25 protein-coding genes are annotated in these 24,932 nt (G+C 63.4%); 18 read left to right on the top strand and 7 right to left on the bottom strand.

Translation table 11 applies throughout. The annotated features are described in order from the left end of the window. Positions 1–138 precede the first annotated feature (138 nt). The 6 genes from FW796_RS22275 to FW796_RS22250 all read left to right on the top strand — a co-directional run bounded on the left by FW796_RS22275 (position 139) and on the right by FW796_RS22250 (position 4,832). Entirely contained in the window at positions 139–1,452 is a 1,314-nt protein-coding gene (locus FW796_RS22275; RefSeq protein WP_446440043.1) for an NAD(P)/FAD-dependent oxidoreductase, read from the top strand. 121 nt (positions 1,453–1,573) lie between these two features. After that, positions 1,574–2,590, top strand: a complete 1,017-nt coding sequence (locus FW796_RS22270; RefSeq protein ID WP_346635770.1) for a DUF2628 domain-containing protein — start codon at positions 1,574–1,576, stop codon at positions 2,588–2,590. Between the two features lie 154 nt (positions 2,591–2,744). Beyond that, positions 2,745–3,410, top strand: coding sequence for a hypothetical protein (locus FW796_RS22265; protein WP_053150851.1), 666 nt, complete (start codon positions 2,745–2,747; stop codon positions 3,408–3,410). Continuing rightward, complete coding sequence (locus FW796_RS22260) at positions 3,407–3,928, top strand: hypothetical protein (protein ID WP_446440042.1); 522 nt, start codon at positions 3,407–3,409, stop codon at positions 3,926–3,928. Before FW796_RS22265 ends, FW796_RS22260 begins: the two co-directional genes overlap by 4 nt. Further along, on the top strand, positions 3,925–4,446 hold the full coding sequence (locus FW796_RS22255; RefSeq protein ID WP_346635768.1) for a hypothetical protein: 522 nt from the start codon (positions 3,925–3,927) through the stop codon (positions 4,444–4,446). Before FW796_RS22260 ends, FW796_RS22255 begins: the two co-directional genes overlap by 4 nt. After that, a complete protein-coding gene (locus FW796_RS22250; protein ID WP_346635767.1) occupies positions 4,446–4,832 on the top strand; it encodes a GFA family protein in 387 nt (128 codons plus the stop codon). Before FW796_RS22255 ends, FW796_RS22250 begins: the two co-directional genes overlap by 1 nt. A gap of 309 nt (positions 4,833–5,141) precedes the next feature. Here FW796_RS22250 and nadE read toward each other — a convergent pair whose 3' ends face one another. From nadE to FW796_RS22235, 3 genes are read right to left on the bottom strand one after another with little or no spacing between them, the layout of a single operon-like run. Further along, positions 5,142–5,981 carry an ammonia-dependent NAD(+) synthetase gene (gene nadE, locus FW796_RS22245; protein WP_404939441.1) on the bottom strand — a complete coding sequence of 280 codons (840 nt, stop codon included), beginning with the start codon at positions 5,979–5,981 and terminating at the stop codon, positions 5,142–5,144. Position 5,982: 1 nt separating this feature from the next. Continuing rightward, a complete protein-coding gene (gene pncB / locus FW796_RS22240; RefSeq protein WP_346635765.1) occupies positions 5,983–7,212 on the bottom strand; it encodes a nicotinate phosphoribosyltransferase in 1,230 nt (409 codons plus the stop codon). Positions 7,213–7,221: 9 nt separating this feature from the next. Beyond that, a complete protein-coding gene (locus tag FW796_RS22235; protein ID WP_346635764.1) occupies positions 7,222–7,869 on the bottom strand; it encodes a nicotinamidase in 648 nt (215 codons plus the stop codon). A 184-nt stretch (positions 7,870–8,053) separates the two neighbouring features. Here FW796_RS22235 and FW796_RS22230 point away from each other — a divergent pair, with 184 nt between their 5' ends. Genes FW796_RS22230 through FW796_RS22220 form a run of 3 tightly spaced genes read left to right on the top strand, consistent with a single transcriptional unit; the run spans position 8,054 to position 9,823 of the window. Further along, entirely contained in the window at positions 8,054–8,599 is a 546-nt protein-coding gene (locus FW796_RS22230; RefSeq protein ID WP_346635763.1) for an adenylyltransferase/cytidyltransferase family protein, read from the top strand. A 1-nt stretch (position 8,600) separates the two neighbouring features. Then, entirely contained in the window at positions 8,601–9,308 is a 708-nt protein-coding gene (locus FW796_RS22225; RefSeq protein WP_404939439.1) for an NUDIX hydrolase, read from the top strand. Between the two features lie 8 nt (positions 9,309–9,316). Beyond that, positions 9,317–9,823 carry an NUDIX hydrolase gene (locus FW796_RS22220; RefSeq protein ID WP_404939437.1) on the top strand — a complete coding sequence of 169 codons (507 nt, stop codon included), beginning with the start codon at positions 9,317–9,319 and terminating at the stop codon, positions 9,821–9,823. On the opposite strand, the gene FW796_RS22215 is transcribed toward FW796_RS22220, so the two are convergent. Next, on the bottom strand, positions 9,775–10,722 hold the full coding sequence (locus tag FW796_RS22215) for a LysR family transcriptional regulator (RefSeq protein WP_404939435.1): 948 nt from the start codon (positions 10,720–10,722) through the stop codon (positions 9,775–9,777). The genes FW796_RS22220 and FW796_RS22215 overlap by 49 nt on opposite strands. A gap of 101 nt (positions 10,723–10,823) precedes the next feature. On the opposite strand from FW796_RS22215, the gene FW796_RS22210 reads away from it, so the two are divergent. After that, a complete protein-coding gene (locus FW796_RS22210) occupies positions 10,824–11,999 on the top strand; it encodes an acetylornithine/succinylornithine family transaminase (protein WP_446440041.1) in 1,176 nt (391 codons plus the stop codon). Between the two features lie 79 nt (positions 12,000–12,078). On the opposite strand, the gene FW796_RS22205 is transcribed toward FW796_RS22210, so the two are convergent. Beyond that, the gene (locus FW796_RS22205; RefSeq protein WP_346635758.1) at positions 12,079–12,615 is read right to left on the bottom strand and encodes a DUF4174 domain-containing protein; all 537 of its coding nucleotides are present in this window, start codon (positions 12,613–12,615) and stop codon (positions 12,079–12,081) included. Positions 12,616–13,327: 712 nt separating this feature from the next. On the opposite strand from FW796_RS22205, the gene FW796_RS22200 reads away from it, so the two are divergent. From FW796_RS22200 to FW796_RS22190, 3 genes are all read left to right on the top strand, one after another. Then, positions 13,328–14,317, top strand: coding sequence for a response regulator (locus tag FW796_RS22200; RefSeq protein ID WP_446440040.1), 990 nt, complete (start codon positions 13,328–13,330; stop codon positions 14,315–14,317). A 3-nt stretch (positions 14,318–14,320) separates the two neighbouring features. Continuing rightward, positions 14,321–15,268, top strand: coding sequence for a sensor domain-containing diguanylate cyclase (locus FW796_RS22195; protein WP_346635756.1), 948 nt, complete (start codon positions 14,321–14,323; stop codon positions 15,266–15,268). A gap of 116 nt (positions 15,269–15,384) precedes the next feature. Then, positions 15,385–16,710 carry a YncE family protein gene (locus tag FW796_RS22190; protein WP_446440039.1) on the top strand — a complete coding sequence of 442 codons (1,326 nt, stop codon included), beginning with the start codon at positions 15,385–15,387 and terminating at the stop codon, positions 16,708–16,710. A gap of 7 nt (positions 16,711–16,717) precedes the next feature. Here the strand turns inward: FW796_RS22190 and FW796_RS22185 are convergent, their stop codons facing one another. Beyond that, entirely contained in the window at positions 16,718–17,845 is a 1,128-nt protein-coding gene (locus tag FW796_RS22185) for a saccharopine dehydrogenase family protein (RefSeq protein ID WP_346635754.1), read from the bottom strand. Positions 17,846–18,282: 437 nt separating this feature from the next. On the opposite strand from FW796_RS22185, the gene FW796_RS22180 reads away from it, so the two are divergent. Next, entirely contained in the window at positions 18,283–19,152 is an 870-nt protein-coding gene (locus tag FW796_RS22180; RefSeq protein ID WP_346635753.1) for an isocitrate lyase/PEP mutase family protein, read from the top strand. A 33-nt stretch (positions 19,153–19,185) separates the two neighbouring features. Here FW796_RS22180 and FW796_RS22175 read toward each other — a convergent pair whose 3' ends face one another. Further along, entirely contained in the window at positions 19,186–19,590 is a 405-nt protein-coding gene (locus FW796_RS22175; protein WP_346635752.1) for a response regulator, read from the bottom strand. 180 nt (positions 19,591–19,770) lie between these two features. Here FW796_RS22175 and FW796_RS22170 point away from each other — a divergent pair, with 180 nt between their 5' ends. The 4 genes from FW796_RS22170 to FW796_RS22155 all read left to right on the top strand — a co-directional run bounded on the left by FW796_RS22170 (position 19,771) and on the right by FW796_RS22155 (position 24,920). Beyond that, entirely contained in the window at positions 19,771–20,520 is a 750-nt protein-coding gene (locus FW796_RS22170) for an SIR2 family NAD-dependent protein deacylase (protein ID WP_446440038.1), read from the top strand. Between the two features lie 51 nt (positions 20,521–20,571). After that, complete coding sequence (locus FW796_RS22165; protein ID WP_446440037.1) at positions 20,572–21,237, top strand: suppressor of fused domain protein; 666 nt, start codon at positions 20,572–20,574, stop codon at positions 21,235–21,237. A gap of 224 nt (positions 21,238–21,461) precedes the next feature. Next, positions 21,462–22,835, top strand: coding sequence for a nucleotide 5'-monophosphate nucleosidase PpnN (ppnN, locus tag FW796_RS22160; RefSeq protein ID WP_346635749.1), 1,374 nt, complete (start codon positions 21,462–21,464; stop codon positions 22,833–22,835). Positions 22,836–23,105: 270 nt separating this feature from the next. After that, entirely contained in the window at positions 23,106–24,920 is a 1,815-nt protein-coding gene (locus tag FW796_RS22155; RefSeq protein WP_446440036.1) for a DUF1302 domain-containing protein, read from the top strand. The last annotated feature ends 12 nt before the right edge of the window (positions 24,921–24,932 follow it).

Below are 24,932 nucleotides of genomic sequence, written 5' to 3'. Positions count from 1 at the left end.
GCAGGGCTCATGGGCAAGGCGGCCTGCAACCGCTTTGACTGACCCGAGCTGCGCCCGGCAGATCATCGACAGCTCCTGAAGCGCTGGCGGCTGCCCTACACGCAGCCGCCCGGTTGATTTTTCTACGAGGATTGTTCCATGACAGCCGCCTTCGATCCGCGGACCCCGGCAGCCGAACGCTGCCCCAGCTACTACAGCGCCACCCTGAACCAGGAAACCCATTACCCGACTCTGCAAGGCACCCATCAGGTGGATGTGGTGATCATCGGCGGCGGCTTCACCGGCGTTGCCAGCGCGCTGGAACTGGCCGAACGCGGCCTGAAAGTCGCCATCGTCGAAAGCCACAAGATCGGCTGGGGCGCCACCGGGCGCAACGGTGGCCAGGTCACCGGCAGTCTCTCGGGCGACGAGGCCATGCGCAAACAGATGGGCCGCAGCCTCGGCAAGGAAGTCGATGACTTCATCTGGAACCTGCGCTGGCGCGGGCACCGGATCATCCAGCAGCGGGTGGAGAAATACGCCATCGCCTGCGACCTCAAGCACGGCCACCTGCACGCGGCCTACAAGCCCAGCCACCTGCCGGGCCTGCGGGCCGACTACGAAGAAGCGGTGCGCCGCGGCATGGGCGACGAAGTCAGCCTGCTGGACCGGGCCCAGGTGCGCGGCCTGCTGGAAAGCGACCTCTATCACGGCGCGATCAAGAACACCCGCAACCTGCACCTGCACCCGCTGAACCTGTGCATCGGCGAAGCCCGGGCTGCCGAAAGCCTGGGAGCGCTGATCTTCGAGCACAGCCAGGTGCTGGAGATCGTCCACGGCGAACGCCCGGCGGTGATCACCGCCCAGGGCCGGATCGACGCCAAGCAGGTGCTGCTGGCCGGCGACGTCTACCACAAGCTGGAGCCGAAAAAGCTCAAGGGCAAGATCTTCCCGGCCATGGGCGGCATCGTCACCACCGAGCCGTTGGGCGAGTTGGCCAAGCGCCTCAACCCCGAGGACCTGGCGGTCTACGACTGTCGCTTCGTGCTCGACTACTACCGCATGACCGCCGACGGCCGCCTGCTGTTCGGCGGCGGCGCCAACTACAGCGGCAAGGACTCGCGGGACATCGCCGGCGAACTGCGTCCCTGCATCGAGCGCACCTTCCCGGCGCTCAAGGGCGTGGCCATCGACTTCCAGTGGAGCTGCGCCATGGGCATCGTGATCAACCGCATCCCGCAACTGGGCAAGCTCTCGGACAACGTCTGGTACTGCCAGGGCTACTCCGGGCACGGCGTGGCCACCAGCCACATCATGGGCGAGATCATGGCCGAGGCCCTGACCGGCCACCTCGGCCACTACGACACCTTCGCCGCCTGCCAGCACATCCGCGTGCCCTTTGGCGACCAGTTGGGCAACCCGATGCTGGCGGCAGGCATGTGGTACTACCAGATGCTGGAGAAACTGCGCTGAGGACCCGGCGCGAGTCGGGCGCCAACCCAGGCGCCGGCAAAGCTTGATGAGCCGGCCCTTTGTTCAGTAGTCTGCCCGCCCCTCGAAGGCATGGACCGCCCCGAACCCGCGGGCGGTCCCTGTGCTTCGTCTTGTCCAGACCCGACCAAGCCCGAGGCTTGGGCCCAGCGAGACCGCCGTTATCCGAGTCCTCGACCAGGAAAGAATCGACCGTATCAATCAAGACCTGACCCGCGCCTGGAAGGCTGATGTTGAAACCACCTGCATCCTGTCGGGCATTGTGTTGCTCCCCTGCCTCATCCTCATCGGCCTGCTGGATGGCCCGCTGTTCGCCAAGGTCATCCTGTGCGGCTTCCTCTGCCTGATGGTCGGTGGCTGGTGCACCGCCAAGTGGCTCAACGCCCAGGCGCAACCCAGGGCTGACGTCACGGGAGTGAAGGTGGAGCAACTGGAAGGCTACTTTGACCGCCGCCGGGTTCAGACTGCCGGCAAGCCCTATATCGAATACAGCTTTGGCAAGCATTGCCTGCACATCCAGACCTCGGCCAACAGCTTCTTCAGTGGTGATACCCAGTTGAAGCTCAACCGCCGCTATCGCGTCGACGCCCTGTACCTCATCGGCCGCTGCAGCGACTACACCGGCTATTACCTGCTGGAAGAAACCTTCCAGGAAATCTTCGATGACAGCGACCTCAGCGCCGAGGAGAAAATCCAGGTTGCCAAGCGTGAGAGACGGATCAAACAGCACCTCAAGGAGCAGCAGACACGCCTGTACCGCCTCTACCGCAACCCCCAGGGCGAACTGGAGGCGGTGGCCCTGGGTTTCAATTTTGCCGCGTGCTTTTTCACCGTGCTCTGGTCGTTCTGCGCCGGCCTGCACGGGGTAACCGTCCTCACCCTGGCCGCCCTGGGCCTGACCCTGCTGATCCCCGATACAGGCGCCGGCTACCCTTGGTTCGCCCTGGGCTGGCTGCTCAGCGCCGGGCTCTTTGGTGCGTGCGGCAATCAGTGGCGAGCAAGGCTGGTGCTGCGCAAGGGCTTTGTCCAGGTCGATGCCCTGCTGTCCTGCAACCCCGACCAGGCCAAGGTGCAGTACAAAAGAAAGGTCGAAGAGGCAGCGCCGGGGTTCGGTCAATAGCGCCGCCGGGCAGGTCATTCCGGGTAACGCGCTACACAAAGCCCTAAGGTTCTCGTACCATCGCGCCGCTCACGAGCTGCGCCAGGGAAGGCCATGTACAGACACTCATGCCTCCCTGCCTGCGCCTTGTCCAAAGTCACTTTCAGGGTTCCCCATGTTCCGCGTAATCAAGGCTTCGTCCTTGCTGCTGGCCACCAGCATTGTTTCTGGCTGCATCAGCCAACCCGCCGCCATCGTCAGCGCCCCTCTGCAACCCGCAGCCAACGAACCCACGACCTATCTGGTGGGCGCTATTGGCCCGCAGTACCTGGGCGGCGGCGGTGCCGCCACCAACCTGCGCCTGCTGATTCGCAAACGCGGCTCAATCAATGGCGCCGCGGCACTCTGGGAGGGCGACCCACGACCAACGCCTGAGGACATCCATGAACCCCGCGCCGCCGGCAGTGTATTTGTCATGCCGCTCAAACCGGGTGATTACGAGTTCTACAACTTCCAGTTCTGGTCCATGGTCTACACCCCGGGGCTCGGCTCACGCCTGCAATCCCAGGAAGCGCGCGAAGAGTTCGTACTGCCGCTGCGCCTGGAGGCAGGCAAGGCGTATTACATCGGCGAGTTTCGCTCGGTCTGCAGCCAAGTGACCCAGTGCTTCTTTGCCTGGAGCAATCAAATGCCCCGTGACGCCGTGATTGCCCAGCGCCAGGTGCCGGGGCTGCCGGACCTGCAATGGATGCCGCTGGATCTGGACAAGGCCAAGCCCTTCATCCTTCCCGTCGACAAGCAAACCAGCCCAGCCAACGCTACTGCGGAGATTCATCCATGAAATCCTGCCTGACCCTTTGCGCCCTCCTGCTGCTCGCGGGCTGCACGGCAACCGACACCTTGCCGGACCGTCCGCTGACGGATGGCCAAGCCTATTTGATGCCCCTGCATGTGATGGTCGATGACCCATTACGCGCCGCTGAGTTTCGTAACGCCTTGCGTGCCACCGGGGTGTTCGCAGATGTCCAGACCGGCGCCGGACAAGCTGGCGACTACAGCGCCCGCATTCAGTTCAAGTCCGAGCGGGACATGCCGCCAATGCCGTTGATCTTCCTCAGTGCCGCCACTCTGTTCCTGATGCCGCTCTCCAATGGCATCGACACCCACACCGACATCAGCCTGCTGCACGAGGGCAAGCTCCTCAAGCGCTACAGCTATCGCAACCTGACGCATAAATACACCTGGCTGCTGGATCAGGGCGGTGAAATGCAAGAGCAGAATATCCAGCGCATCGCCCGCGCCTTTGCCGGCGACCTGCGTCAGGATCAACTGTTGCCAAGCGCGAGTCAGGCCCAATGAACCCCATAGGTTTGACTGCCCTGCTGTGCGGCGCACTGACCATCACCGGTTGTGGCACCCAAATGGCGCCGCTGGACTACCGCAGTCAACATCCCTATGTACCGCTGACCCTGGACCTGGGCCCGGTGAAAAGTCGCTTCGACGAACAGGAGCAACGGGAAACCATCGCCGCCCTGCGTCAAACCGGAGCCTTCTCCTTTCTCGATGGTGGCTACAGCCGCAGCGGCTACCGCCTGCTGATCAGCGAGCCAGGCGGCAAGAGCGCGGGGTTGCTTGGCGCGCTGAATGCCATCACCCTGCTGACCTTCCCCCTGCCCTACTCCTACCAGAGCAACTTGCGCGGCAGCCTGCTCAAGGACGGCCAACTGCTCAAGACCTACGACTACCGTCGTGAAGGCTATAGTGTGGCGGCCTGGTATGTTCCGCCGGTGCAGATCGAAAGCCGCAGAGAGATGCTCGATGAGCTGCTGCATGACTTGGAAAAGGACCGTTTGATTCCTCAGGAGAACCCACGCTGATGACTGCCAGCCTGTACCAGGGCGGCTGCCTGTGCGGGCAGATTCGCTTCGAGGCCCGGGGGCCTGCCGCCAATCCCCATACCTGCTCGTGCAAACTGTGCCAGCGCCACAGCGGCGCGCTGACGCTGGCGTGGGTCGAATTCCCCCGGGAACGGGTGACCTGGACTGGCCCTGGCGGCGCACCGGCGACTTTCAGGTCATCGGACTATTCCAGCAGGGCGTTCTGCCCACAGTGCGGCAGTTCATTGGGGGCCATCGATGATGAGCCGACCGTTGCCTTGCTGCTGGGTGCCTTCGACAGCAACAACCGCAAGGCACTGGCACCGACCCGCCATTCGTTCAAGGGCCAGCGCCCCCGCTGGTGGCATGGAGGCGAAAACCGCTGACTCTGACCGCCGGCGAATGGCGATGACTCTGCGGGCCTCTTCGCTGGCAAGCCAGCTCCTACGGTATTCGGGGTGGCGCGGTCTGTAGGAGCCGGCTTGCCGGCGAAGGCGATCGTACGGGCCCTTTCGCTGGCAAGCCAGCTCCTACGGTATTCAGGGTGGCGCGGTCTGTAGGAGCCGGCTTGCCGGCGAAGGCGATCGTACGGGCCCCTTCGCTGGCAAGCCAGCTCCTACGGTATTCGGGGTGGCGCGGTCTGTAGGAGCCGGCTTGCCGGCGAAGGCGATCCGACGGACAACGCAAGTCCGTTGCTAGAGGCCGGCTGTCGCGGGGGTCCGTGGCAAGGCGCGTTTGTGAGCAGTGCGCAGGTAGGCACGCTCGATCAGGTGACGCACCGCGTCGGTGACGGGCTCGCCCATCAGGTAGGCATCGATTTCTTCGTAGCTGCAGCCGTAAGCCGTTTCGTCCAACTTGCCCGGGGCCAGTTCTTCCAGGTCCGCCGTGGGCGCCTTGTGCACCAGTTGGGCGGGAGCGCCGAGGGCATCGGCCAGCAGCCGCACCTGGGTCTTGGTCAGGCCCGACAACGGGGCCAGGTCGCAGGCGCCGTCGCCGTATTTGGTGAAGAAGCCCATCAGGGCTTCAGCGCCGTGGTCGGTGCCCACCACCAGGCCGTTGCTGAAGTTGGCCACGGCGTACTGAGCGATCATCCGCGCCCGGGCCTTGACGTTGCCCTTGGCGAAATCGCTGAGGGCCGCCGAGGGCTGCAAGCCTTCGATCCGCAGCTGATTCATCATTCCATCGACGCTGTCGGCAATGTTGCAGGTGCTGATGCTATCCGGGCGAATGAAGTCCAGGGACGCCTGGGCATCGCTTTCATCCGCCTGGCTTTTATAGGGCAGGCGCATGGCGATAAATCGCGCCTCCTGCCCTGCCCCGCGCAGTTGCTCCACCGCCAGTTGACACAAGCGGCCGGCCGTCAGGGAGTCGACTCCGCCACTGATGCCCAGCACCAGGGTCGTGCAGCCGGACTCGCGCAGCACTTGCTGGATGAAGGCCACTCGCCGGGCGATTTCCAGGGCTTCGCCACCAGGCACCAGTTGCCGGTCGATGCCCAGTTCCCGGGCAATGCGTTCTTGGGTTGGACTGCTCATATCAGGCCTCCAGAGGCGAGTTGGCAAGGTTGACGTTGAACACCTGGGCGGCGTACCGAAGGAACGACGGGTCTTCGCAGACGTTCTTGATCGGGTCGTCGGAGAACTTCACCACCGGTTCACCGTGGACTCGCACCAGCTTCATCACGATGCTCAGCGGCTCGACACCTTCGACATCGCAGGCCAGGCTGGTGCCCATGCCAAAACCGAACCGGGCCTGGCCACGCACGTGGCGCAGGATCGGCAGGCATTTCTCGAAGTTCAGGCCATCGGAGAACATCAGGTCCTTGGTCCGAGGATCGATGCCCAGCTCACGGTAGCGGGCCAGGACCTTGTCGGCCCAGAGGATCGGGTCCCCGGAATCCTGGCGCAGGCCGTCGTAGAGCTTGGCGAAGTACAGGTCGAAATCCTTGAGGAAAAAATCGGTGCTGATGCAGTCGGTCAGGGCGATGCCGAGGCGTCCGCGATACTCGTGCACCCAATTCTCCAGGGCCGCATTCTGGCTCTCGCGCAGCCGCCCCAGTTGCTGGTGCACCATCAGCCATTGGTGGGCCATGGTGCCGATCAGCGGCAGGTCGAACTCGTAGGCCAGGTGCGCATTGCTGGTGCCGACAAAGACCCCGGGGAAATCGCTGCGCATGATCTTCACCACTTCGCGCTGGGCCTTGAACGACAGGCGCCGGCGGGTGGAAAAATCCGAGACGCGGAACTCGGCAAGCTCGTCGCGACTGGCGTTTTTCTCCAGCCATTCAAACTTCTGATAGAGCCGGCGAGTGACATCCTCAAGCTCCACTTCGGGGTACTTATCGCGGTTGCGCAATTCGCTGACCATGGCCAGCACCGGCTGCTCGAACATGATGCAGTGCAACATCGGGCCGCGGACGCGAATGCTCAGTTGGCCGTCGACCGCCGCCACGTGGATGTAGCGCAGGTTGAAGCGGAACAGACCGAGAAACTGCTCGAAGTCCGGGGTCAGGTACTCACGAAAACGCTTGTTGAACAAAAAGCGCTGTTCGCCTTCGCGCATCTGCAGGCCGGCGAGCTTTTCCAGTTCCTGGCGGATCTCGGGGATCAGGTGCACCAGGGACTCTTTGGAGCGAACGATGAACTGGTACTCCACATCGACATTGGGGTGCTGGTGCAGCACCGCCTGCATCATGGTGAAGGTGTAGTAGTCGGTGTCCAGCAGGCTCTGAATCACGCCGTTGTTACGGTCGAATGCACTTTCCATGATGACTCCTCAAGCCTTGGCCAGTCTGGCGGTTTCTTCGCGGGTCGCGGCAACCGCGATGCCCGCTCGTTGCATATCGTCGATCGCCTGGGTAGCACCCTCGGCGCTGATGGCGCGACAGGCCGGCAGGTGAATGATCACCTTGAAGCCGGCGGCGGCCAGTTGCAGGGCGGTGGTCTTGACGCAGAAATCCAGGGCCAGGCCGCCGACGATGACCTGCTCCACGCCCTGGCTGTTGAGGTACTCGATGGCGCCGGTGGAGAGCTTGCCGTGCAAGTCGTGGTAGCAGGCGCCATAGGGGTGCAGGTCCGGTTCCACACCCTTCCACACGAAGTAGTCGTAGTCATAAGGCGTGGGCAGCTCGTCCAGCAGGGTAAAACCCTCGGTGCCCGGCACGCAGTGGCTGACCCAGGTCAGGTCGGCGTGCGCCAGGCCAGTGGGCTGGAGCATCTGGTCGTGCCCGGCCACCACCCAGGGGGCTCGGGGACTGTGGGCGTCCTTGCTGCCGATGCGCAGGCTGGCCAGGGTCGCCATGAAATTCAGCTCGCCGCCGATGCGATCGCCTTCGGTCACGGGCAACTCGTCCGGGCACAGCGGGGTAAAGCTCTTTTGTGCATCGACATCGAAGGAAGCGGTCTTCATCGTTTGGCTGTTCATGCTGGGTCTCTCCTCTGCATGGAGCACAAAGTACATGTCATGTACTTTCATGGCAAGCCCTCTTTGGATTTTATTTTTCTCAATCGGACTTCAATCAAACCGAACAAATAAGCTGAAAAAGTAGATTCTCCGCCGACAAAAGCGATGCTAAGGTACACGTCATGTACCTAACGAGGAAAAGCAGATGTTTGAACTGGCCCTCTATGGCGGCGCCTTCAACCCGCCCCACGCCGGACACGCCCAGGTGATGCTCGAAGCCGCTCGCCACGCCCGCCGGGTACTAGTAGTCCCGAGCTTTTGCCATCCGGATGGCAAGCGCATGGCCGATTTCGAGCAACGGGCCAGCTGGTTGCAGACGATCACCACGCACCTGCAGCCAGAGTGCCAGGCCGAGCTGGCGGTCAGCCGCCTGGAGCGCCAACTGGCCCTGGCCGATCCGGGTCCGGTCTACAGCTTCACCCTGCTGCAACGCCTGGCCGACGACCTGGCCCTGGACGGCAAGCGCATCGCCCTGGTGGTGGGTGAAGACGTCGCTTGTCGGTTGCCCAGGTTCCACCGCGGCGAGGAATTGCTGCAACGCTTTTCCATCCTCTGCATCGAGGAACAGCCCGGGGTCCGTAGCAGCGTATTGCGCCAGTGCCTGGCCCGGGGCGAAACACCGCCCAGCCAATGGCTGGCACCGGGCATGAATCCGCTAAACTACGGCCTCTACGCCGTCCACGGAAGTTGATATGCACGACCGCACCACCCTCCCCAGCGCCTACTTGCACACCATCGACCTGTGCCTGCTGCGCTACAACCGCGAGCGCTGCGAGCTGGAAATCCTTCTCCATCAACGCGACAGCGAGCCTTTCACCGGGCACTGGGCGCTGCCGGGCATCGTGGTCAACGGCGATGTCGAGGACCGCAGCCTGAATGACGCAGTGGAACGCCTGCGCCGTTCAAGCAAGGTGGACATGCCCCTGGCCTGGCTGGAACAGGTGGGCACCGTAGGCGACGCCTTTCGCGACCCGCGCTGCTGGTCGTCCTCGACCTTCTACCTGGGGATCGTCAGCGAGCCGGTGGAGCCCGCTGCGCATCAGGGGTTCTTTGCTCTGGGCGAGGTCGCCAGCGGCGCCTTCAAGCTGCCCTTCGACCACAACGCGCTGGTGGCCCAGGTGCAAGAGCGGCTGTTTTCCAAGTCCCTGTACAGCAGCCTGCCGCTGATGTTTCTCGGCAACGAGTTCAGCGCCCCGGAGGCGGTGAGCATCTTCTCCCTGGTGCTGCAACGGCCAGTGCTCAAGACCAGCATTCGCCAGCGCCTGCTGAAGATGAGCGAAGCCGGCTACCTGCAGGAAACCGGACGCAAGAAAAGCGGGGATGGCGGCCGCCCTCAGGCCACAGTGGAAACCCTCAAGCCCACCGAGTTGTACCTGTTCGATCGTTGTTTTCTGGAGTAGTACCGCCCATGAGTTCCGTCATCGAAAGCCAGTGCCTGCTGGAAACCCCGTACTTCAAGGTGGTCCGCGAAAACGGCTACTTCATCATCAAGGAAGCCCAGGCGGTGAACGGCGTGGTGGCCGTACCGACCCTGGCCGATGGCCGGCTGATGCTGGTGGACCTCAAGCGCCGAGCCATTGGCGGCCAGTCCATCGAGTTTCCCCGGGGCGCCATCGATGCCGGGGAAAGCGCCTGTGACGCGGCGGCCCGGGAACTGCTGGAAGAGACCGGCTGGCAGGCATCGCAAGTCCGCCAACTGGGCTTGCTGCACAGCAACACCTCGCTGATCGCCAGCGCGGTGGCGGTGTGTCAGGTGGAGATCGCTGAACAGCAGACCACCGCCACCGATGGCGAGGTGGACCACCTGCTGTGGGTCAGCCGCCAGGAGTTGCTGGCGATGGTCGCTGCCGGCCAGATCACCGACGGTCACACCCTGTCGGCAGCGATGATGCTGCTGGCCAGCGAGTCAGCCTGACGCCCCCACTTCTCGAGGGCGAAGTCGACAAAGCTGCGCAGCTTGGGCAAGCGATAGCGGTCCTGGGCATAGAGCAGATGCATCGTCCGGAAGGGCAACTGATAATCCTGCAGCACCGGCACCAGACGGCCCTGCTGCAGGTCTTCCTCCACCAGCGCATCGGGCATCATCACCAGCCCCAGCCCACCCCGCGCCGCCCGGTGCAGGCCGGACGACGTGTTGGTCAGCAGCGAGCCGGACACCGGAACCAGCACATCCCCCTCGGGCCCGCGCAACGGCCATTGCGTGGCGGTGGAGCTCCACTCGTCACCGGCTGGGTAGGCAAATGCCAGGCAGTTGTGCTGCTGCAGATCCTCGGGAACCTGCGGGGTGCCGCAACGCTCCAGGTACTCCGGAGCGGCGCAGATGGTCAGGGTGTAATCCTGCAGCGGCCGGGCAATCAGCGAGGAGTTATCCAGGTTGCCCAGGCGCACGGCCACATCGAAGGCGCCGTCGCTCAAGTCGAAACGCTGATTGGCCAGGGTCAGCTCCACCTTGACCAGGGGACAGCGCTGCTGGAACTCGCTCAAGGCCGGCGCCAGGCGCTCGGTGCCGAAGGTCAGCGGCGCGGTGATGCGCAAGGTGCCGGAGGGCTCGCCCTGGGCCTGCTCCGCCAGGCGCTCGGAGTCCGCTACCAGGCCCAGCACCGCCAGGCAGCGCTGGTAGTACTCGGTGCCGAACTCGGTGAGGCGCTGGCGGCGCGTCGTGCGATTGAGCAGGCGCACCCCGAGGCGCTGCTCCAGGGCACGCAGGTGATTGCCCACCATGGTGGTGGACATGCCGCATTCCCGGGCAGCGGCGGTCATGTTTCCCGCTTCCACCACCTTGACGTACACCGACATCGCCTGGAACAGATCCATTATCAACCCTGACTTCAAGATGATTAAAGAAATGGCGAGTTTATCTAGCCTGAATGGCTAACGATACTGGCAGCACACCCCCTGAGATGGAGTCGCCCGCCATGACCGCCGCCTGCCTGATGAGCACCTACCAGCCCCTTGCCCTGAGCTTCTGCAAGGGCCTGGGCAGCCGCCTCTGGGACCAGAGCGGGCGTGAGTACCTGGACGCCATCGCCGGAGTCGCGGTGACCGGTATCGGCCACTCTCATCCGCGCCTGGTCAGCGCCATCCGCGAACAGGCCGGCCTGCTGCTACACAGTTCCAATCTCTATGACATCCACTGGCAGCAGCAACTGGCCGCCAAACTGACCCAGCTGAGTGGCATGGAGCGGGCGTTCTTCAACAATTCCGGGGCCGAGGCCAATGAAACCGCGCTCAAGCTGGCGCGCCTTCACGCTTGGCACAAGGGCATCGAACAGCCCCTGGTGGTGGTCATGCACAACGCTTTCCACGGCCGTACCCTGGCCACCCTTTCCGCCAGCGATGGCCCGGCAGTGCGCCTGGGTTATGGCCAGTTACCGGAAGGTTTTCTCAAGGTGCCGTTCGGCGATCTGGCCGCCCTGGAGTCGCTGGCTGCCCAGCACGGTCCGCGCATCAGTGCGGTGCTGATGGAGCCGATCCAGGGTGAAGGCGGCATCCAGCTGGCTGCGCCCGGCTACCTCAAGGCCGTGCGTGAGCTGTGCACCCGGCGCAACTGGCTGCTGATGCTCGACGAGATCCAGAGCGGCATCGGTCGTACCGGGCGCTGGTTCGCGTGCCAGCACGAGGGCGTGGTGCCGGACGTGATGACCCTGGCCAAGGGCCTGGGCAACGGCATTCCCATCGGTGCCTGCCTGGCCCGGGGCAAGGCCGCCGAACTGTTCACCCCAGGCAGCCATGGCAGTACGTTCGGCGGCAATCCCCTGGCCTGCCGGGCGGCCTGCACCGTGCTGGACATCATCGAGGAACAGCAGTTGCTGAGCAACGCCGAGCAGCGCGGCGCCCAGCTGCTAGGTCGGCTGCGGGAGGCGCTTGCGGGGCATCCGGCAGTGCGGGAAATTCGCGGACTGGGGCTGATGGTGGGTATCGAGCTGGGGCAGCCGGCCCGGCAGTTGGTGCAGATCGCCGCCCGTGATCATGGCCTGCTGATCAATGTCACCCGGGGCACGACCATCCGCCTGCTGCCACCTCTGGTGATCGATGCGGCGGAAGTGGAGATGATCGTCGACGGGCTGCGCCAGACCCTCGAAACGCTGTAACCGCGCCAAGGCTGACGCGATGACGCTGGGCAAGTTCCGCGGCGCTCAGCACCTGCCCCGGGCTGGCCGGCTATGCATTTCAGTCGTCCAGCGCCTTGGGCGCCGCCGCAGGCTTGGCCGCCTTGCCGGCCTTGGCACTGGCCGGTTTGGCTTCCGGCTCGGGGGCCGGCGCTGGGGCCGCGGCCTGCTTCTCCGCCGCCGGCAACTGGTCGACCGCGCCGAAGACTTCCTTGAGCTCGATGGCCCCTGAGTGCTCGAGCTTTTTCTCGCCGTCCTTGCCCACCAGGATCACCTTGGTCTGGGCCCCCGCCCCCAGCTTGAGGCTGCGGATCAGGGCCATGGTGGATTGCGGATCGATGTCCTTGCCATCGCGCTGGCCGATGGTGTTGATCACCGTGTAAAGGACCATGTTGCGTTCGTTGAAGGCTTGACGGGTGGCCGGCTCTTCCAGGGACTTCTTCAGGCTCACCAGGGTCGGGTCCACGGTGCTGGGGGCGATCACGATCAATGGCCGTGACTTGCCCAGGTCCTGAGCCAATGGGCCGTCGTTGTCGGCCGCCAGGACCGGACCAGCGACAGCGAGCAGAGTAGCGAGGGTCAATGACCGAATGAACATGCGTCTCTCCTTATGTTTTCCACGCAGTAATGATTGCGCATTGCGGGAAAAGGTCCAGGCCGGGACTCAAAATCTGACATTTTTTTGTCCGGCTGGCCGGGCCTGCGCCTCGTAGTCCACAGGCGTTGGAAAACAAGGGATACAGAGCTTTCAGCGGTCATCGGAATGCATCTCGCGGTAAGGTTTTGTTGCATATAAGCGGGCTGTACGGAATATCGCAGCAGAGGTTCCCTGAAACTTTCACCCTCCCTTCCCTCGGCACCAGAATATGGCGTCTTTCATACAATCTTCCCTGAGCAACTCGTACATCAACCGTATCGAACGGCAGAACTTTAAAGTTGTTTGCAAAGTGTCATTTTTCAAACGCCAGAAAACAGGCGCAATTGCCCGTTCACCATGAACAACCCTTTCTATCTCGGGACTTTCGCCCCTCCAGCATCTCGATGAATTCACCCAGCAATACAAACAGAACAACGCATCAGGACGCAGACCGATATCAGTCGAAAGTTGCAAGTCGCTCTGCAGTTGAATGCACTGAACAATGATCTGGAACAAATAACTCAATGAACGCCTACTTGTTCTTCCATTGCCGACCGAACTATAGTGCGGCGCGGCACGGACAGCCCGTTACAACACCCTTATTGCGCGGCAACTCGTTACATTCCTGAACGTTATCCAGCTGCGGATTTTTTCGAATGAGCGTCCGATCCCGATGATCCCTCTTCTCGTCTGCGATGACTCGAGCATGGCCCGCAAGCAGGTGCTACGGACCTTGCCCAGCGAGTGGCGGGTGTCCGTGACCCAGGCCTGCAACGGCCGCGAAGGCCTGGAAGCCCTGCGTCGGGGGCTGGGCAAGGTGGCGTTGCTGGACCTGACCATGCCGGTCATGGACGGTTATCAGGTCTTGAGCGCGGTGCAGGAAGAAGGCATCGACGCGCAGATCATCGTCATCTCCGGGGACGTCCAGGAGGAAGCGGTACGTCGTACCCGCGAACTGGGGGCCCGAGCCTTCCTCAAGAAGCCCTTCGATCCCCAGCAGTTGCGTGCACTGCTCAACGAACTGCAGCTGCTGGACAGCCCGGGGGCGCTCCCTGCTGCCGCCCTGTCGCCGCCGCCCCTGGTGACCTTTCGCGACGCGTTCCGAGAAACCGTCAATGTCTCCATGGGCTACGCGGCGGCGCTGATCGCCAAGGTCCTGGATGTGTTCGTGCACCTGCCGATCCCTCACGTCAATGTGCTGGAGGCCGGCGAACTGCAGATGCTCCTGGCCGATGCCAATCGCGCCCGGCAGCTGACCGCCATCTGCCAGAGCTATATCGGCAGCGGCATTGCCGGCGAAGCACTGCTGATGTTCTACGACTCGGAAGTGGCCGACATCGCCCAGTTGATGGAACAGGGCACCGACCCCTATCAGGAAATGGAAGTGCTGATCGACCTGTCCAGCGTGTTGATCGGTGCCTGCTTGAGCAGCATTGCCAACCAGTTGGATGTGTTCTTTTCCGTGGGCCATCCCCAGGTGCTGGGCGAACACACCACCATCGACGAATTGATCGTGCTCAACCAGCAACGCTGGAACAAGACCCAAGCGGTGGAGATCAGCTACAGCCTGGAAGAACAGAACATCCACTTCGACCTGTTGCTGTTGTTCACTGAGGGCTCCATGGCCTTGCTGGAACAGAAACTCGCCTACCTGATGAATTGAGCCATGCCCAAACGAATGGATTTCAGTGAACTGCACTGGTTGCTGGCGGTGGTCCAGAGCATCGATGTGGGGATAGTGGTGCTCGATCTGGAGTGCCGGGTCCAGGTGTGGAACAGCTTTATGGAGAACCGCTCCGGGGTGCCGTCCAAGCAGGCCATCGATCAATCGTTCTTCGAACTGTTCCCTGAGGTGGAGCGGCCCTGGTTCAGCCGCAAGGTCGGGCGTGTGGTGGCCCTGGGCACGCCGGCCTTCACCATCTGGAAGCAGCGGCCGTATCTGGTGCACTTCAACAATTACCAGCCAATCACCGGCCAGGGCGAGTTCATGTACCAGAACACCACGTTGCTGCCACTGCGCTCCTCCAACAGCGAGATCCATCATGTCTGCCTGGTGATCTACGACCTCACCGACGTGGCGATCAACAGCCTGGCGCTGCAGAAGGCCAACCAGCAGTTGCAGCACCTGTCACGCGTCGATCACCTGACCCAGTTGTTCAACCGTGGTCACTGGGAACAGCGCCTGGCGTTCGAATACAGCCGCCACGGCAACGCCATTGCCCTGCTGATGCTGGACATCGACCACTTCAAGTCGATCAACGATCGCTACGGGCACCAGGCCGGCGATGCCGTGATCAAACGCGTGTCGCAGCTGATCCACGAGCATGTGCGCGACAGCGATGTGGCCGGGCGTTATGGCGGCGAAGAGTTCGCCATCCTCCTGCCCCACACCGATCTGGCCGGCGCCCACACCCTGGCCGAACGCCTGCGCCAATCGGTGCAAGAACAAGAGGTGATCCACAACGGCCAGGCCATTGCCTTCACCATCAGCCTGGGCATCGCCTGCCTCGATCGCCCGGCCCGGGACCACCGCTGCCTGATCGAGTGGGCGGACCAGGCGCTGTACGCCTCCAAGCACGCCGGGCGCAATCGGGTCAGCACCTACGCACCTTGAACAGTAGCGCAGGGGAAACTTGTAAAAAGACCGGGCCCAAGGGATAAACTGCGCGCTTTTCCGGTCCATCCCCGGTCTGTTACGCCTTTTCCAGCGCCACAAGGAGTCCTGCGCGCATGTCCCAGTCGAATTCGAACCTCTCCCCGCAAGAGCAATGGCAAAAAGCCGTGCTGACCTATGCCCGCGACATCAACCACTATGTCGAAACCGGCACCCGCGAGGGCTGGAAGGGCTTGAAGGAGCCGAACATGCCCGATACCGAGCATCTGTTGGAAGACTGGCAGGCGGCTCTGCAAGCGAGCAACCAAGGCCCCTACGACGCAGCGCAGCGCCAGGCCTTTCGCCAGGACTGGCCACCGGCACACTTCCCACTGTCGCCGCGCCTGGAAAGCCAGGGACGGATGATTCCGACCCTGGCCCTGTTGCCGGACGGCAGCCTGCTGGCACGCATCGGCGCGCCCTTCGAGGCCGGCTTCGTGGTGCATATCGACGACGCGCGGATCGAGACCCTGGAGCAAGTGGAGTGCTTCGGCATGTGCCCCCAGCGGCGTTACTTCGCCTGGGGCCGGGCCGATGGCATCCAGGTCACCGACGGCTGGAACGGGCCTCAGGTGGCAAGCTTTCCCTGGCCCGCCCCTCATGCCGGCCTGCCTGCAGGCCTGGAGCTTGAAGACACCGGGCGCCCCTCTCCCACCAGCCTGATCCCCTTCCCCGACGGGGGCCGGGTGCTACTGGTGAGTGCCGACGGCATCTTCGTCCTGGCTGCCGATGGCGCCACCCGCCTGCTGCGCAGCCTTGAGGACATCCAGCAGGACCTGGACGAAGGCGTCGCCGCCGAGGACCTGAGCATGGGCCTGAGCATGGAACATGGCGCGGTGTCGCCCGATGGCCAATGGATCGCCGTGGGCGAGCAAAGCGGGATGCACCTGGTGTTCGATGCTAGGTTGCAGCAGGTCGCGCAGATCGGCCCTGCCAGCGAGTACCCGCACTTCGCTCACTTCAACCAGGTCGGCGACCGCCTGCTGCTCAACGCCTGCCACTTCTATGGCGGCGCCAGCCTGGGGGTGGCGGTCGCCGACCTGCCGGGGCTGAGCACTGACTTCTATAGCGACGACCCGCGCACCCCGGTGCTGCAGGAAGGCGCCCGGGTGTATGCCGCTGCTTCACGGGGCGACGAATTCATCATCGGCGATGCCTACGGTTACCTGCGAGCCGTCAGTGAAACCGGCGAGGAGCGCTGGCAGCACTACATCGGCTCGACCCTGACCGCCATGGACATCAGCCCCGATGGCAAGACCCTGGTGGCCGCGACTTATGCCGGGATCATCGTCAAGATCGCCCTGGATGGCGGACGACCGGACTGGCAGATCGGCACCGGCGAGCACCACGAACTGCAGCGCTGGCTGTTCTGGAAGGACTTCACCAAGCCCCTGCTGTGGTAAGACGGCGTTAAACCGGCGGGCGCGAGAAACTCACCTGCATCTGCAGGTGATCCGCGTCGTCGATCGCCCGCAGGTACTCCTCGACACTGACCTCGCCGGCACTGGAGCGTGCCCCCGGGGCCGGCACATGGCCGGCGAGCAGCTTGTGCACCACGGCCACCGCGGCGCAGCTGGGGATCTCCGGGCCATGGTCGTGGGTGGCGGTCAACTGCGCGTACATCGACAGCGGCTGGCCATCCTGGCCCAGGCCGTGAACATCGACGTACATGGCGCTGAGGCCATCACCGCAACCTTCGAACCAGGTGCCGCAGCGATGCAGGCGCGCCGCCCAGGGCGCCGGGTCGGCGATCAGCCCGAGCTTCACCGCCTGGGCCAGCAGGGCGTTGGCCAGCCCGGCAATCTTCAGCCCGGCACCGGCCTTGAAGCTCAGGGTATGGGCGCCATAACGCTCGGCGAACAGGTCCAGGTCCGGCACATCGACGTTGGCCACCAGCCGCGTCCCCAACCTGGGCAATTTACGCAAGGTCAGCCCCTGCCAGCCGATCACCGGGAGCGGCAGGCCGTCCTTGAGTTGCAGGATCGGCCGACCGGCGTAGGCCAGCACGCCCTGGATGGTGGACAGGCCGGGCATTTTCGCCGACGAGGAAATACCGTGCTCGATCCGATCGATACGGGAAAAACGCTCACGGTGCTCATCGATGATCGCCGCCGACAGAGTCGGCACCGAACTGCAACCGCTGAGCAGCGTCACCCCTGCGGCCCGGGCCGCCTCATCTAAAGTGCCAATGCCGCGCACGAACTGACGGCAGTCGGCCAAGTCGCAATAGTTGACTCCGGCCTCGATGCAGCCCTGGGCCACCGCATAGGACTGACCCTGGAACGGCCCGCCGGTATGGATCACCCAGTGCACGTCCAGGGCCTTGAGCGCCGGCGCCCATTGCGGCCCCATGGCATCGCCGCACCAGCCTTCGCAGGGCTGTCCACCCTCGGCTTGCAGCGCCAGAACCTTGGCCGCGAGCTTGCGCGGGTCACGCCCGGAAATCAGCAGATGCACTCCGGGCGTATGGATCAGATAGCGGCAGACGATGCTGCCGAAATTGCCATAACCACCGACCACCAACACCCTGAGCGTCATTACCTGCATCCTTGAACCAAGCCATTGCGCAGCTGCCAAGCAGCCATTCGAGGCGCGGCAGCTTGGTTGATTTGCCAGTGTTCGACAAGTACCCGAACAGCTTCAACCAGCGCCGGAACCACCCTCGGCAGGCACTTGTAATATTCAGTTAGAAAAAAATTGCCAATGCCGGTCCGGCATAATGCTATGCAAATTCCTCATCAACTCGGGCCTTGGAGCGTGATAGCCTCGTCCTGCTATGTCGGCCTCGCATAATAAACCTGCCGGTTCGCGCAACCGAGTGGGATAAAGACGCCTTGCTACCCCCCTTTGTTCACCTTCATCTGCCCAACTAACGTTTCGCTGTGAGCCTTTCAACCATCGGCTCGCCAAGGGAACTGATTGCAAAATTTGACTCGACCTCGAGGTCGATATCTCGATCCTATCTCGGAGCTGTTATGTCCAGGCTTTCCCATCAAGATTTGCGCCGCGGTTTCCGTGAACTGATCGCTTCAAACTCCTGCTACCACACCGCTTCCGTATTCGACCCGATGTCCGCCCGTATCGCCGCCGACCTGGGTTTCGAAGTGGGCATCCTGGGTGGCTCCGTGGCCTCGCTGCAAGTGCTGGCGGCCCCCGATTTCGCCCTGATCACCCTCAGCGAATTCGCCGAACAGGCCACCCGCATCGGCCGCGTGGCCCAGTTGCCGGTGATCGCCGACGCCGACCATGGCTACGGCAACGCGCTGAACGTAATGCGCACCGTGGTCGAACTGGAACGCGCCGGCATTGCCGCGCTGACCATCGAAGACACCCTGCTGCCCGCCCAGTTCGGGCGCAAATCCACCGACCTGATTTCGGTGGCCGAAGGCGTCGGCAAGATCCGCGCCGCCCTGGAAGCCCGGGTTGATCCGGAACTGGCGATCATCGCCCGGACCAACGCCGGCATCCTCCCGGTGCAGGAAATCATCAGCCGCACCCAGCAATACGAGCGCGCCGGCGCCGACGCCATCTGCATGGTCGGCATCCGTGATTTCGAGCAACTGGAACAGATCTCCGAGCACCTGAACGTGCCGCTGATGCTGGTGACCTACGGCAACCCGGCGCTACGGGATGATGCGCGCCTGGCGGAGCTGGGGGTGAAAATCGCAGTGGACGGCCACGCCGCCTACTTCGCCGCGATCAAGGCCACTTACGACTGCCTGCGGGAACAGCGGCAGATCTTCACCCAGGCCTCGGACCTGAGTGCCACCGAACTGGCTCATACCTACACCCAGCCCGAGGACTACATCGTCTGGGCCAAGGAGTTCATGAGCGTCAAGGAGTAACACCGGCGATTGGCCGGGGTGAGGCGCAACGCCTCAACCCTGGGCCGATTTCAGCGCGCCTTCCACGCAGTCGAGGATCTGCCCGATGGTCCAGGGCTTGCGAATGAAGGACACCGGATAACGCACCCCGGAACTCTCGGGGGTCTCGAAACCCGACATGACCACAACGGGCAACGACGGCCAGTGCTCACCGCACAGGTTGCTCAGGCTGGCGCCATTGAGCCGGCCGGGCATGGTGATATCAGTCAGCAGCAGCGCCACCTGCGTCGCCTCCTCCTGCAAGAACTCCCAGGCCTGATCGGCGCTCTCTCGGGCTTCAGTGACAAAGCCCTCGTCCTCCAGGATCTCGCACAGGAACTCCAGCACCGTCGGCTCATCCTCCACCACCAGAATCAAGCGGGAGGTGGCATCTGGGTTAACGGACGAGGCTGGGCACATGGGGTAACACTCCCTGAGGGTTTGAGAACTCTACGGACAAGACCGCTGACAAGAGTTATGAGCGGCGGCTTGACGATAAATTCATTCCCGATGCGCGCACTGTGTTTTTTTAGGACAGGTCCGAACCGACTGGCGATAATGCCACTCCGATATCAGCGCAACAACGCAGACAGGTCCTCCATGGAATTCGCTCCCCAACGCCTGGCCCAGGCCCGCCACCTGGTGGTGTTCACTGGTGCCGGCGTCTCGGCCGAAAGCGCCATCCCGACCTTTCGTGATGCCCTGACCGGGTTGTGGGAGAACTTCGACCCGGCGCGGCTGGCCACGCCCCAAGCCTTTCGCGAGGACCCGGCGCTGGTCTGGGGCTGGTACGAATGGCGCCGCATGAAAGTGCTCCAGGCCCGACCCAACCCGGCCCACCTGGCGATTGCCGAACTGGCCCGACGCGTACCGCGCCTGACCCTGATCACCCAGAATGTCGATGACCTGCACGAGCGCGCCGGCAGCCCCGCAGTGCTGCACCTGCACGGCAGCCTGCACCACCCCAAGTGCTTCGCCTGCAATCGCCCCTTCAGCGGCGAACTGGCAGAACTCGTATTGCCGGAACAGGGTTGCAGCCTGGAGCCCCCCCGCTGCACCGGCTGCAATGGCAAGATCCGCCCCGGGGTGGTGTGGTTCGGCGAAGCCCTGCCACCGCAGATCCTCAAGGAGGCGTTCAAAGCGGCAGGCGAATGCGACCTGCTGTTGTCGGTGGGCACCTCGGGCCTGGTGCAACCGGCGGCGCAGATCCCCCAACTGGCGCTGCAGCAAGGTGCCTGCGTGGTGCACATCAACCCGCAGCCCCAGGCCTGTACTGAGCCAGAGGAATACAGCCTGGTGGGCAAGGCCGGACAGATTCTGCCGCAACTGCTGCGCCAGGCCTTTGCCTGATTTTCTGGCGGCTCATGCCGAGCCACCGTTTCTGTTCGAGGACGCTTTCACATGCTGCAATCCCCCGACTCTTCATGGTTTGAAGCCGCCTGGGCACAACGTGAAGAACAACTCTACCCAGCGCTGTTCGGCGACCTGGGCCCAGGCATCTACCCCCTGGACATGGCGCTGTTCAGCGAGGTCTTCGGTCAGACCGAAATCGACCCGCGCTGGCTCAGCCACGGAGTCTTCGAATCACCGCCTACTACCACGCGCAGCAGTTGGCTGTACGTCACTTCAGGGCTGTCCAATGCCTGGGAAGATGCGCAACCCGAAGCCGATGGCTGGTCCGGGATGGGCCAGGAACTGCTGCTGGAAACCCGCGAACAGTCACCCTGGGCCCTGCACCTGCTGCGTAAATTCTGCGCCTATCAACTGCTACTGGCCGCCGGCCGTTTCGGCGAGCAGCAGCCTCTGGGCGAATGGGACCGCATGCGTACCGGGCAACCCATCGACGGCAACGACAGTCTATTGCAGGCATTGCTGTTCATCCCCGCGCCGGCTTTTGCCGGGCCCCGGCAGTTGCTTAGCGGACGCTTCGAATTCCTGCAGATCGTCGGCCTGACCCTGGACGAACACGCCTGGGGCCAGAGCACGGGTTATCCGGCCCTGCAGGAACGCCTGACCCTGGCCGCAGCCTCGCCGGTGATGGATCCGGCACGGGCCAGCGTCTGCTAAGGCTCGATGAAAATTCACCGCGACCGTGACGGATCGTCATTTTTCCAGCCACAGCGGGCCCGCTTGAGGTAGATTCAGACAGCGAACAATCTCGCGACGACGTTTGCTTTCTTGCCCTGCCGCTGGAAACCAAGCCCCGTACCGGTGGCTCTGTTCACTGCCCCGCCGTTTTTTCGCCACTGACCGCACATGGCGCGGTGGCGCCGATTTCAGGAAATGGATTAATGCCGCAAAGACAAGTGATCAATGCTTCGGTGAGCCCGAAAGGCAGCCTGGAGACCCTCTCGCAACGTGAAGTGCAACAACTCAGCGCCGCCGGTTCCGGCAGCATCTACACGCTGTTCCGCCAGTGCGCCCTGGCGATCCTCAACACCGGCGCCCACGTCGACAACGCCAAGACCATCCTTGACGCCTACCACGATTTCGAAGTGCGCATTCACCAGCAAGACCGGGGCGTGCGCCTGGAGTTGCTGAACGCACCGGCCGACGCCTTCGTCGATGGCGAGATGATTGCCAGCACCCGGGAAATGCTCTTCAGCGCCCTGCGCGACATCGTCTACACCGAGAACGAACTGGACAGCCAGCGCATCGACCTGGACAGCTCCCAGGGCATCACCGACTACGTCTTCCACCTGCTGCGCAACGCCCGCACCCTGCGCCCCGGCGTGGAGCCGAAGATGGTGGTGTGCTGGGGTGGCCACTCGATCAATACCGAGGAATACAAGTACACCAAGAAGGTCGGCCACGAGCTGGGCCTGCGCAAGCTGGACATCTGCACCGGCTGCGGCCCGGGCGTGATGAAGGGCCCGATGAAAGGCGCCACCATCGCCCACGCCAAGCAGCGCATGAGCGGCGGTCGCTACCTAGGCCTGACCGAGCCGGGGATCATCGCCGCCGAAGCGCCGAACCCCATCGTCAACGAACTGGTGATCCTGCCGGACATCGAGAAGCGCCTGGAGGCCTTTGTCCGTGTCGGCCACGGCATCATCATCTTCCCGGGAGGCGCCGGCACTGCAGAGGAATTCCTCTACCTGCTGGGCATCCTGATGCACCCGGACAACCACGAACTGCCGTTCCCGGTGATCCTTACCGGTCCCAAGAGCGCAGCGCCCTACCTGGAGCAGCTCAACGCCTTTGTCCTGGCGACCCTGGGCGAAGCAGCGCAGAAGCACTACCAGATCATCATCGACAACCCGGCAGAAGTGGCCCGGCAGATGACCGAAGGTCTGAAGACCGTCAAGCAGTTCCGCCGCGAACGCAACGACGCCTTCCACTTCAACTGGCTGCTGAAAATCGACGAGGGCTTCCAGCGCCCCTTCGATCCGACCCACGAGAACATGGCCAGCCTGCAACTGAGCCATGCCTTGGCGCCCCACGAACTGGCAGCCAACCTGCGCCGGGCGTTCTCCGGCATCGTTGCCGGCAACGTCAAGGACCAGGGCATCCGCCTGATCGAACAGAAAGGCCCGTACAGCATCCACGGTGACCCGGCGATCATGCGGCCCCTGGATCAGTTGCTCAAAGCCTTCGTCGAGCAGCACCGCATGAAGCTGCCTGGCGGCGCGGCCTATGTGCCGTGCTACCGCGTGGTGAGCTGACCCCAGCCCCTTCGGCGGTTGAACAGTGCCGCGCGCTCCCCGGGAGCGCGCGGCTTTTTTTTGCCCGGCGTTTGCCTCCCGCCCCAGGCTGGCCCCTCACCTTTGGCTATAGGCATAAGAATTTCCTAGAGGGCAGGACCCTCAAAGCTCCCTACCATGCGCCAGACCCCGTCGAGCGGGGGCCCTAAAGGAAAGCGCGCAGCACCCGCCCAGGGTGCCGGCCCGTAATAGGCGGAGAGCAGCATGCAGACAATAAGAAATCCGGGGACCATGTATCCCTCCCCTCTGAAACCCCAGCCACTGGTCCTTGCCCTGGCCCTGGCCTGGGTCTTGCCGGCGCAGGCCGAAGACTTCCGGCTGGGAGAAATCAGCGGCCGCTTCGATTCGTCACTGTCCATCGGCGCCAGTTGGGGCATGCGCGATGCCGACCAGAGATTCATCGGCGTAGCCAACGGCGGCAGCGCCTCCACCCGCACCGGGGATGATGGTCGGCTGAACTTTCGCAAGGGCGAAACCTTCTCCAAGATCTTCAAGGGCCTCCACGACCTGGAGCTGAGCTACGGCGACACCGGAGTCTTTGTCCGCGGCAAGTACTGGTACGACTTCGAGCTCAAGGACGGCCATCAGCATCTCTACGACATCGACGATCATGGCCGTGATCGCGCCGCCCGCGCCTCGGGAGCGGAATTCCTCGACGCCTTCCTCTATCACAACTACAGCATCGCCGATCTGCCCGGCAGCGTCCGGGTCGGCAAGCAGGTGGTGAGCTGGGGCGAAAGCACCTTCATCGGCAACTCGATCAACGCCATCAACCCCGCCGACGTGGCCGCCCTGCGCCGCCCCGGTTCGGAACTCAAGGAAGGCCTGATTCCGGTCAACATGCTCTACCTGAACCAGGGGCTGAGCGACAACCTGTCCATGGAAGCCTTCTACCAACTGACCTGGCAGAAGACCGTGCTGGACAACTGCGGCACCTACTTCGGCGGCGACGTAGCCGCCAAGGGCTGCGACTTCGGCATGACCGTCAATGGCAGTGACTTCGACCGCGACGCCGCCAGCTACGGCTATGTACCCCGACTCAACGACCAGGATGCGCGCAACAGCGGCCAGTTCGGTGTAGCCCTGCGCTGGACGGTGCCGGAACTCAACGAAACCGAGTTCGGCTTCTATGCCCTCAACTACCACAGCCGGACCCCGGAAAGTGCCTGGCTGGTGGGCAAGGGCGCATTCCTCGACCCGGTGGGCGGCCTGGCCGGCCAGGGCGGTGTCAGTACCGCGCGCTATTACCTGGAGTACCCGGAAGACATCCGCCTCTATGGCCTGAGCTTTGCCACCAACATCGGCAGCACCGCGGTGTCGGGCGAGATCAGCTATCGGCCGAACATGCCCATGTCCCTCAACAGCACGGACGTCTCCACTGCTGCGACCCTGGGCTCCGCTGCCACCCACCCGGCCATCAACGCCGGCCTGCCGATCTTCGACAGCGGTTGGGCCAGCTCGGCCTACGGCTCGCGTATCCAGGGCTACAAAAGCATGCCCTACACCCAGGCCCAGCTCACGGCGATCCAGACCTTCGATCAGGTGCTGGGGGGGGACCGCCTGACCCTGGTGGGAGAAGCCGGCTTCGCCCATATCGGCGGCCTGGACAACAGCGACGGTTCGGGCCTGCGCTTTGGCCGCAACAGCGTCTACGGCAACGGCGAGCTGGCCCATGCCGGCAACGCGGCGCTGCTCGGAGTCTCCGGCAACGACATCTGTCGCGCGCTGAATTCGGCCAACCCGGACCAGTGCACCGACAAGGGTTTCTACACCCAGAACTCCTGGGGTTACCGCCTGCGGGCCGTCCTGGAGTTCAACGACGCCATCGCCGGGGCCAACCTCAAGCCCAACCTGTCGTTCTCCCACGATGTCGACGGTTACGGCCCGACCTTCAACGAAGGCAACAAGGCCCTGAGCATCGGCCTGGATGCCGACTTCATGTCCAAGTACACCGCCAGCATCAGCTACACCGACTTTTTTGGTGGCGATTACAACACCAACACCGACCGCGACTTTCTCGCCCTGAGCCTGGGCGTGAGTTTCTAAGGTCCGCTGCCC

The sequence above is a fragment of the Pseudomonas sp. 910_21 genome (genome assembly GCF_052850735.1).
Note: the sequence above shows the minus strand (reverse complement) of the source record. Positions and strands in the feature narration are given on the sequence as shown.